Origin of the sequence: Actinoplanes sp. NPDC020271 (assembly GCF_044388125.1) — a bacterium.
In the GTDB taxonomy this organism is placed as follows: Bacteria; Actinomycetota; Actinomycetes; order Mycobacteriales; family Micromonosporaceae; genus Actinoplanes.
In genome coordinates this window covers 1-8,258 of record NZ_JBIRWQ010000066.1, presented here as the reverse complement: position 1 = coordinate 8,258, position 8,258 = coordinate 1, and the positions used below count along the sequence as shown (strand labels likewise).

The window sequence follows — 8,258 nt, the reverse complement described above, 5'->3', positions numbered from 1 at the left end:
TCTTACACGATTACAACCATCATCGGCCCCACACCGCCATCGGCAAGACCACGCCGATCACCCGGTTGAACAACCTGGCTGGACATCACAACTAGAGCACGCGTCCACAGCATCCATGCGTTGCCCGGCAGCCCGGCATTTTGACTGGTGGTGGCCGTGGTGAGGTCGGTTCCGCTGCCGCCGCTGGTTCCTCGGCTGACGCTGCCGGATCGGCAAGGTCAGCGCCGGGAGGCCGGTCGGGGCCTGCTGCGCAAGCCGCTGCCGCTGCCGACGGTTCCGGAACTGCCACGCCGCGATGTCGTCTTCGGGTACTCGGCGATGGATCACACGGGCCGGATCATCGACAAGCTCATCATGGCCAGCCTCGGCTGGAAGCCCGGCCTCAAGGTCGGGTCCGATGTCCGCGAGGGTCTGATCGTGATCGCGCCCGGTGCCGGGCAGCGGATGCGTAGGCTCGGCGAGCGGTGCCAGGTGAGCGTGCCGGCGCGGGTGCGCCAGGCGTGCCGGATCGAGGGCCCGGAGCGAGTGCTGCTGGCTGGCTTCCCGCGCCGGCAGGTACTGCTCGTGCACCCGGCCGCCTTGCTCGGCCATCTCACCGCGGATCTGCACGCCGCCGTTCTGGGCGGTGGCGCGTGAGCGCGGCCGGTAAGCCCGAGGTGATGCAGGCGGCGATGATGTTGCTGCAGCAGATGGGGATCACCCCCGAGGATCTGCTGAACACGACCGCATCCGGTATGCCAGTGCCGACGTTCGCCGAATACGTACCGATCGTGGCCGCGGCCGTCGGCCCAGGATCGAAGCGCATGTACAGCACCTATTGGGCCAAGGCGGTCGAGCGGTGGGCGGACCGGCGGATCGACTCGGTGATCCCGTCCGAGATCGAGGTGGCGATGCGCGAGATCCAGGCCAATGCCCTGCGGCGCCGTAACAACCGGGGTGGGCGTAGCGCGGCGGAGCATTTCATCTCGGCGATGCGCTGCTTCTACCGGCGGGCGGTCGCGGACGGGCACATCACCGACGGTGCTAACCCGGCTCGGAAAGTGGCGAAGCCGGCCCGGCTGGCCTCGACCCGCTCCGCGCTGGCTGACGACCGGCTGGCCGAGCTCACCCAGGTGGCTGGCTCGTCGGGCAATGATCCGGAGCTCGACTCGCTGATCCTGCGGTTCCACATCGAGACGGCCTGCCGCCGCGGAGGTCTACTCGGGGTACGCCCGATGGATCTGGACGTCGAGCAGTGTTTGGTGTTGTTGCGGGAGAAGGGGGAGACGTTCCGGTGGCAGCCGGTGTCACCGACGTTGATGGCGTTCCTGCAGCAGCACGCCCAGGAGCGCGGCTCCCCGACCGATGGGGTGCTGCTGCGGTATCGCAGCGGTAAGCCGGTCGGTCGGCGCCGCTACGACTACCTCTTCACCCGCGTCGGCGAACTCCTGCCGTGGGTCAGGGTCCAGATGATCTCCGCGCACTGGCTACGACACACGACCCTGACGTGGGTTGAACGCGTCTACGGGTATGCCGTCGCGCTCGCCTACGCCGGTCACGCCGAAACCCCGAACGACGCTGGTACTACGGCTCGGTATGTGAAAGCGACCTTGCAGGAGATCGCGACGGCGCTGTCCGGGCTGACGGGTGAGCAGCACCCCCTCGCCTTGCCAGGCAACCTGCCGGTACTCAACCTTGGTGGCGATGCTTTGGTCGGTGAGTACGACTAACGAGGAGTGAGGTCTGGCGGCGGGACGTCTGCCCGTCGCCGGACCGTTCCTCAGCGGTGGCGAGACAGCGGGTCGGTTCGGGTTGCCGTTGGCTACAGGCTGATGTTGCCGAGCAATGGCGTAGCACGGTCGTTGTCGATCGTCTCTATGGACGCTGTGTAGATCGTGCTGGGGCTGGGACGGCGCTCGTCGGGGTCGGTGCTGAGCCTCCGCTCGGGTTCGTTCGGGTTGGCAGGATGCTGGGCGAGGAGGGCGTACAGGCCGCCGGGCATGTGGTAGGTACTCCCGTGGGGCTGGGCTGTGGTTTGTTCTGCTGATCAGGGGCACTGGAGATGAATGGCCAGATCAGCGTGTACAGCTGGCAGATGCGACCGCAAGCAGAACGCCGTCCCGTAGGACCGTGATTCGGGTCCGTATGGTTTCTTCTCCCCAGCCGACCGCATCGGCGTAGCCGCGTGCGACCTGCTGCTGCAACGGTGTCGGGCTGGAGGCGATCACGCGTGTGTCGACGCGGCCGAACGGCTCATGCGGTCGCGTTGGCTAGGCGCGTCCGTATCAATCTGCGGAGAGAACCCGCATGGTGCGTTCTTGCATATTGATTTCCAGCATGCCGCCGTTCTGTGCTGTGAGGGTTCGCCAGCACCGGTATCCGGTCAGGATGGCCTGCTCCCAGTCGGCAGGTCTGCAGGTGCTGACCTCAAGGTGCGCAGTCATGGTCATGATGGTCTGTAGGAGTTCGTTGTCGACGTGCTGGAGGCGGTCGAAGAAGCCGTGCCGGGAGGCGTAGGAGAACACGAGGGCGGAGACGCCCTCCTCGATCGCGACGGCGCGGCCGCCGTCCTCTGCCTCGTCGACTGCTGGGTTGCTCTTGCGTTTGACCTTGAGTAGTGCCCGCATGACGGGTGACCAGCCGAGGACGGCGACGTAGGCGAGGTGGAAGGCGTCGTGGTATCGGTAGTCGTCATCGATGGTGGAGGCGTCGGTGAGGGGATCGCCGACTGGTTTCCCGTCGTGGCTCAGTACAACTACGGTTCGCCCGTCGGAATCCCGGGCCGTGGGGGTGAAGGTGAAAGTCGCCTGGCGCGGAAGCTGTTCGACTGGTGGAAAGTGCTCGTCGAGGAGGGGCTCGGTTGGCTCGGAGGGGCGCCACCGCTGCTTGGCCTTTTCCAGGCTGGCGGCGGCGACGTCGTCGAGGTCAAGGCCGAAGCTGTCGGCCAGCGTTGCCGCGTACCAGAGGACGTCACCGAGTTCTTCTCGGACCTGCTGCTTGCCGATGGGTCGGTCGGCGCCGTCGCGTAGGTGCTTCTTGTATGCGCTGGCCACCGAGCCGGCCTCGCCCAGGAGGCCGAGCAGCGGGACGACGATCGAGTCCAGCTCTGTTCCCGCGCCCTGCAAGGTCTTGACCGCTGCCTTCTGATACCGGCCGAACTCCATTAGCACCCCTGTCGGATGAGTCGACTGACCGTCTGGATTCCAGACGATACTCGTCGTATGATGCCACAAGGGGTCGGATTTTCCGACAGTCAGATGGGGTGAGGACAACGAGCACTGACAGCCCGACGGTGAGCGACGTGATGTCCGCGATCATCGACGCACTCGCCGTCCGCCTGGACGAACCCGCCGGAGACCTCGAGGCGCGGCTCGCTGCTGACGGGCATGAGCTGCCGATCGACTCCGTATTCATCGCAGAGATTCTGACTGACATCGAGGCGAAGTACCGGATCAAGATCTCGGCTGATGCCGAGGCCGCGCGGTCCGCCCGCTCGGTACGGGCCTTCGCCGAAACTGTCCACCGCGTCATCACAGAAAGTTCGTAGCTATGGAACAGCAGGACACTCGCACCACCGACCCCGAACTGCGCCGCCTTGGTGAACGCCTGAAGGCCACACGTGAGTACCTCGGCATGTCCCAGCAATACGTATCGCAGAACACCGGCATCGCACGGAGCGCGGTGAGCGACATCGAACGGGGAATGCGACGGGTCGACAGCCTTGAACTCAAGAAGATCGCCCGGCTGTACAGCCTGCCCACCACCTACTTCCTAGATGAGAACGCCGACGCCGATGTCGGTGAACACGCGCTCGCCGGTCTCCCGCGCGCCCTTGCCGGGCTGACCGACGGTGACGTCGCCGAAGTGCTGGAGTACGCCAAGTACCTTCGGTTCAAGCGCATCGCAGAGAAGAACACCGGCGATGACGGGGAGTCGTAAAGGGCCATGAACTGGCAGATCGCAAACGCGACCGCAATGCTGCGTGCTCCCCAGGTACACCGTGACCTGGACATCGACCGAACAGGCTACGTCGACGTGTTCGCCGCGTTGCGTGCCGCGGGTATCGACTGCATGACCCGTCCCATGCCGAAGCTGTTCGGATTTTACTTCGGGCTCGATGACGGCGGTCCGGCGATGCTGCTCAACGCATCACTGGATGAGATCGGTCTGCGGCACACTGCCGCCCACGAACTCGGACACCACGTCTTTGACCACGGCAGCCGAGCCGACTCCGATCTCGACATCGCCGGTCTGCAGCCACAACGCGTATGGACTGCCGTCGAGAAGCAGGCGGAGAGCTTCGCGGCCTGGTTCCTCATGCCGCCACAGGCGGTGGATGCCGCACTGCGTCGCATCGGGATCGAGCAAGTTCAGCAACCGGAAGAAGTCTATGAAGTGGCCCGCTGGCTCGGAACCTCCTACGCCGGCACGGTACGCCACCTACGCCGCCTGAAGAAGATCGATGCGAAATCCGCATCCTCATGGCCCAGCATCCCGCCACAGCGTCTCCGGGCGCGCCTGCACCCGCCCACGTTGAACAAGCCGACGTCACACCTGTTCCCGATTCGTCCCTCGGCCGGGAGCGGGGTGCTGCACGTCGCAGCGGGAGATGTTCTTCTGCTGCCACCGGGGAGCCGCATCGCGAAGCTGCCCCACGGGCTGATCGCCATGGATCCTGAATCGTGGCCAGCAGAGAGCACCGCGAGCGGACCGGCGTGGAGGGCCGGTGCAACGGTGGAAGTCACCGACCATTTCCACCAGTCGGCTGCATTCATCGTTGAGGTGCCGGGCCACCCGCCGATTTCGGTCACCGTAGTCGCGCCGGTGCGCCGGCTCGGCACCGCAGATGTCTGGGGCTGCACCTCTGAGCCCGATCACCCCCAAGCCGCCGACTAGGAGTAAGGAGCTGGCGTGGAAACCTTCAACGTCCAGGCGCCGGACGTCTCCACCGCGTGGGTCCGAGCCTGCCGAGCCCTACTGGAGAACCGCTCACACCGTGCCTTCCATACGGTAGTCCGGATCGTCGACCCGCAGCGCGACGATCCCGGAGTCCGGGCCGAACTCGATCGGATCCTCACGGTCAAAGGCATGCAGCCGGTCCGTACCGTCGCTAACACGATCTTCCCGGCAGCGCTCGCGGCCAACGCGACAACACACGACGAGCTCGTGGAACGATACAAAAGCCTCTATCCCGCGCTGAAGCGCTTGCACACCGGCAACCGGCTGGGGACCTACTTCCACCGGCTGATCGACTATCCCGGCAAGGACAAGAGCGTCGACCAGCTCGCCGGCATCATCCGCCAGCTGCTCCTACAGGGGCATACCAGCAACCCCAAGTCAGCCTGTTACGAAGCCAACCTCGTCGACCCGGCGGCAGACGACGTCGAGCCCTACAGCAGTTCCATGCCCATCCGCGTACCGGGACGAGACAATGGCATCATGCAGTTTCCGTGTCTGAGTCACTGTTCTTTCCAGCTGGACAATCGCGCCCGCCAGCTGCACCTGACTGCCTTGTATCGTAGCCACTACATGGTGGAGAAGGCTTACGGCAACTACGTCGGACTGGGTAACTTGCTGGCCTACGTGGCCCGGCAGAGCGACCTGAAGCCGGGCATGCTTACCGTGATCGCCGGCTACGCGCAGCTCGACGGCAATGCCATCGGGATGCTCCGGCCGCTTCTCTCCGAGAGCGTGCCGATGCTGGCGGCCTAGCGACCGCCGATGTTGCGCTGAGTCGGCAGTAGTCAGCTCCACGCGGGGGAGCTGCCGTTGATTCCCCATTTCGGTGGGAACCAGGCAGGGACTGCATCCGTGACGGCTTGGAAACGCTGCTTGATCCGGGTCCGGCCGCTGAGCCCCGCGACGTCCGGGTGAGCGACGCGTGCGTATTTGTCGACCTCGCAGAACAAGTTCTGGCAGTCGATGAGTTGTAGCGGCCGCCCGCGAAGTCCGCGGAACCGCAAGCCTAGCCGCTGAAAGTGTTCGTCCTGATGGTCCGCCATGTATCGGATGATGTCGGCTTCGATACCGGTCGCTGCTACCCCGAAGCATTTGCGGATGCCGTCACGCGCTCCCGGCCCTGGAACGACGAACTCCATCTCGCCGTAGTCGTACGCCGCCGAGTAGTTCAAGTCGATCAGGTACTGATAGGCCAGAAAGTCACCGATCGCGGGGTAACCACGCAGGAGTTGGAAAGCCGCCTGCATCGAGTTGACATCCCGCACCTGGAGGGGCACGCCCGTGCGCATCAGCATCTCCAGCAACCGGAGGTGATTGCTGTGTTTGCGTTCCTCACCCAGCGACGGTGGCGGAACCACATAGGCCGCCGAGTACAGACGCTGTTTGCGGGCGAAAGCCTCACTGAGCACGGTGTTGTATCGGTCGAAGCTGTACGTCTTCCACGTCGGTGTGCCCAGTGACGCGGTGAGTAACTCCCACGTCGAGATCTTGTTGAAGATCTTGAACAGCAACGTCCGGAAGAACACCTCTTCGATGCTCTGATCTCCGCCATAGGACACGTGCGTGATGAGGTACTGACTGACCCGGTCAGCGGCTCGGTAGCAGTTGGTGAACCGGTGCGCGCTCAAAATCGGGTCTTGAGTCCAAGGTCCCGGCAGGCCGGCGATACGCGCCTCGTAGATCCCCTGACGCGCGGCGGCGAAAGTCCAGTACGTGTCGAACACCACGGTGGGAGACAGCCGCCTGCCCGCAATGATCACCTGTGGTGGCCGCTCACCGTACCCGGCCAGCCTCTCTTCCGGAAAGCTGCTGGTGGGCACGTCCTGCCGAGGCTGCGCCGGCGTTGTCGCGGTGATCAATTCTGCCGCCTCCTGTGACGCGATTCGCGTAACGTGTTGCACTATACAGCTATGCAGAGCGAGGCAGCGGACGACCGGCGGTCGCTTTCGGCCGCAATCTTCGGTAATCGCGCCGCAGCAGACGTGATCCGGGCGATCGTTGACCTGACCCAGGCAGGCAATCAAGGCGTGACCACCCGTATGATTGCCCGGCATGCCGGTCTGGGCGACAGCATCGTGCGCCCGGTGATGCTGCGTCTCCAGTCCGCCGGCACGCTCGCGACCCGGCCCCGCGACCACGGGTCACGGTCTGCGTTGCATTACGAAGTTCAGCCCGGCGATCTGTGGGATGCCTTGCGGCGAGTCACCGAAGCGCTGCCCGGATAGGCACGCCGCGATACGCCCGCACTACGGAATCGGGCGAAGAGGTGCTGGACGTCGCTACCTGGAGGCCGGGCTAACGGCGTACCGCGAGTTTGCGTTTGATCAGCTCATCGGCGATGAATGCGTGAACCTGCTCGATCGGGGCGTCGGGCACCGCCACGGCGATGTCAGGGTGCTCTCGCATCAAGGACCGGTAGCCCAACGCGATGGCATCAGTGTTGTTCTCGTCGTCTCGGTGGGGATCCAGGAAGACGAAGACCACAGCCGCGGTGATCGGCATCCATACGACCTCGATCAGTCGGCGAAAATCGGCCTCGGCGAGACCCGATCGCGGGACCGCGCCGCCGTACCAGCCGTACGCGACGGTGGACCACCACCAGCGATCCAGCACTAGCGCTTTGACCTCGGCCGCAGCAACGAGCGCGTCGTGGTTCTCGGCATGGCAGGCGAGATGCGCCAGCTGCCGAGCAAGCCCCGACACGGGTCCCTCGTGCTCGAGCAGCGAATAGACGCCTCGCGTGAACGGTGTAGATCCAGAGGGCATGTGAACCAGATCCGCAGAAGCCGACTCGACGACCTGGGTCAACATGTCCAGCTGGGTGCTTTTACCGGCACGGTCCAGACCCTCGAAGACGATCACGGAACCCGGTATCAATTTCAGCAAAGAATCTTCCACATCTGAGACTGTGGATGGCTGATTGCCGTCAGCGAAAGACCAGAATCCCCTATCGGACAGAGCCTCTCGCTCCGCTGGCACAGCATTGACCTGGGTGGAGCGAGTCTTCGGCTACGGCGTCGCGCTCGCCTACGCCGGGCACACCGAAACTCCGAACGATGCGGGCACCACCGCCCGCTGTGTCAAAGCCAGCCTCGAGGAAGTCGCTACTGCCCTGGCTGCGCTGAGCGGGGAGGCTCATCCGCTGGCCCTGAGCGAAGACGGATTGGGCCAGCGGGTCGAGGTGCTACCGCGATGTGGATTTTGGATTTCGTGTAGCGGTAGTTGCTAGTACGGCAGCCGCCATTCGTGATCATGGCTGGAGTTCGAGGGTGAGGCGGCGGGCATAGTGGGCTCGTCTGGCTCGTGCCTGGTGACGGCGC

11 protein-coding genes are annotated in these 8,258 nt (G+C 64.6%); 7 read left to right on the top strand and 4 right to left on the bottom strand.

The genetic code is table 11. The annotated features are described in order from the left end of the window. Window positions 1-159 precede the first annotated feature (159 nt). Window positions 160-636 carry a hypothetical protein gene (locus tag ACH442_RS47600; protein ID WP_396344844.1) on the top strand — a complete coding sequence of 159 codons (477 nt, stop codon included), beginning with the start codon at window positions 160-162 and terminating at the stop codon, window positions 634-636. After that, complete coding sequence (locus ACH442_RS47595; protein ID WP_396344843.1) at window positions 633-1,709, top strand: tyrosine-type recombinase/integrase; 1,077 nt, start codon at window positions 633-635, stop codon at window positions 1,707-1,709. Before ACH442_RS47600 ends, ACH442_RS47595 begins: the two co-directional genes overlap by 4 nt. A 92-nt stretch (window positions 1,710-1,801) precedes the next feature. On the opposite strand, the gene ACH442_RS47590 is transcribed toward ACH442_RS47595, so the two are convergent. Together ACH442_RS47590 and ACH442_RS47585 are read right to left on the bottom strand one after the other, a co-directional pair. Beyond that, window positions 1,802-1,981 carry a hypothetical protein gene (locus tag ACH442_RS47590; RefSeq protein ID WP_396344842.1) on the bottom strand — a complete coding sequence of 60 codons (180 nt, stop codon included), beginning with the start codon at window positions 1,979-1,981 and terminating at the stop codon, window positions 1,802-1,804. A gap of 283 nt (window positions 1,982-2,264) precedes the next feature. Beyond that, a complete protein-coding gene (locus ACH442_RS47585; protein ID WP_396344841.1) occupies window positions 2,265-3,143 on the bottom strand; it encodes a nucleoside triphosphate pyrophosphohydrolase family protein in 879 nt (292 codons plus the stop codon). A 128-nt stretch (window positions 3,144-3,271) separates the two neighbouring features. Between ACH442_RS47585 and ACH442_RS47580 the strand changes: the two genes are divergently transcribed. The 4 genes from ACH442_RS47580 to ACH442_RS47565 are packed head-to-tail and all read left to right on the top strand — an operon-like array spanning window position 3,272 to window position 5,691. Further along, window positions 3,272-3,526, top strand: a complete 255-nt coding sequence (locus ACH442_RS47580) for a hypothetical protein (RefSeq protein WP_396344840.1) — start codon at window positions 3,272-3,274, stop codon at window positions 3,524-3,526. A gap of 2 nt (window positions 3,527-3,528) precedes the next feature. Beyond that, window positions 3,529-3,918: a helix-turn-helix domain-containing protein gene (locus tag ACH442_RS47575; RefSeq protein ID WP_396344839.1), complete on the top strand. Its 390-nt coding sequence runs from the start codon at window positions 3,529-3,531 to the stop codon at window positions 3,916-3,918. A gap of 6 nt (window positions 3,919-3,924) precedes the next feature. Then, window positions 3,925-4,875: an ImmA/IrrE family metallo-endopeptidase gene (locus ACH442_RS47570; RefSeq protein ID WP_396344838.1), complete on the top strand. Its 951-nt coding sequence runs from the start codon at window positions 3,925-3,927 to the stop codon at window positions 4,873-4,875. A gap of 15 nt (window positions 4,876-4,890) precedes the next feature. Beyond that, on the top strand, window positions 4,891-5,691 hold the full coding sequence (locus tag ACH442_RS47565) for a hypothetical protein (protein WP_396344837.1): 801 nt from the start codon (window positions 4,891-4,893) through the stop codon (window positions 5,689-5,691). 32 nt (window positions 5,692-5,723) lie between these two features. Here the strand turns inward: ACH442_RS47565 and ACH442_RS47560 are convergent, their stop codons facing one another. After that, window positions 5,724-6,797: a nucleotide kinase domain-containing protein gene (locus tag ACH442_RS47560; protein WP_396344836.1), complete on the bottom strand. Its 1,074-nt coding sequence runs from the start codon at window positions 6,795-6,797 to the stop codon at window positions 5,724-5,726. Between the two features lie 51 nt (window positions 6,798-6,848). On the opposite strand from ACH442_RS47560, the gene ACH442_RS47555 reads away from it, so the two are divergent. Beyond that, window positions 6,849-7,163: a hypothetical protein gene (locus ACH442_RS47555; protein WP_396344835.1), complete on the top strand. Its 315-nt coding sequence runs from the start codon at window positions 6,849-6,851 to the stop codon at window positions 7,161-7,163. Window positions 7,164-7,233: 70 nt separating this feature from the next. Here the strand turns inward: ACH442_RS47555 and ACH442_RS47550 are convergent, their stop codons facing one another. After that, window positions 7,234-7,836 (bottom strand): dTMP kinase, encoded by a 603-nt coding sequence (locus ACH442_RS47550; protein WP_396344834.1) that lies wholly within the window; start codon window positions 7,834-7,836, stop codon window positions 7,234-7,236. Window positions 7,837-8,258 lie beyond the last annotated feature (422 nt).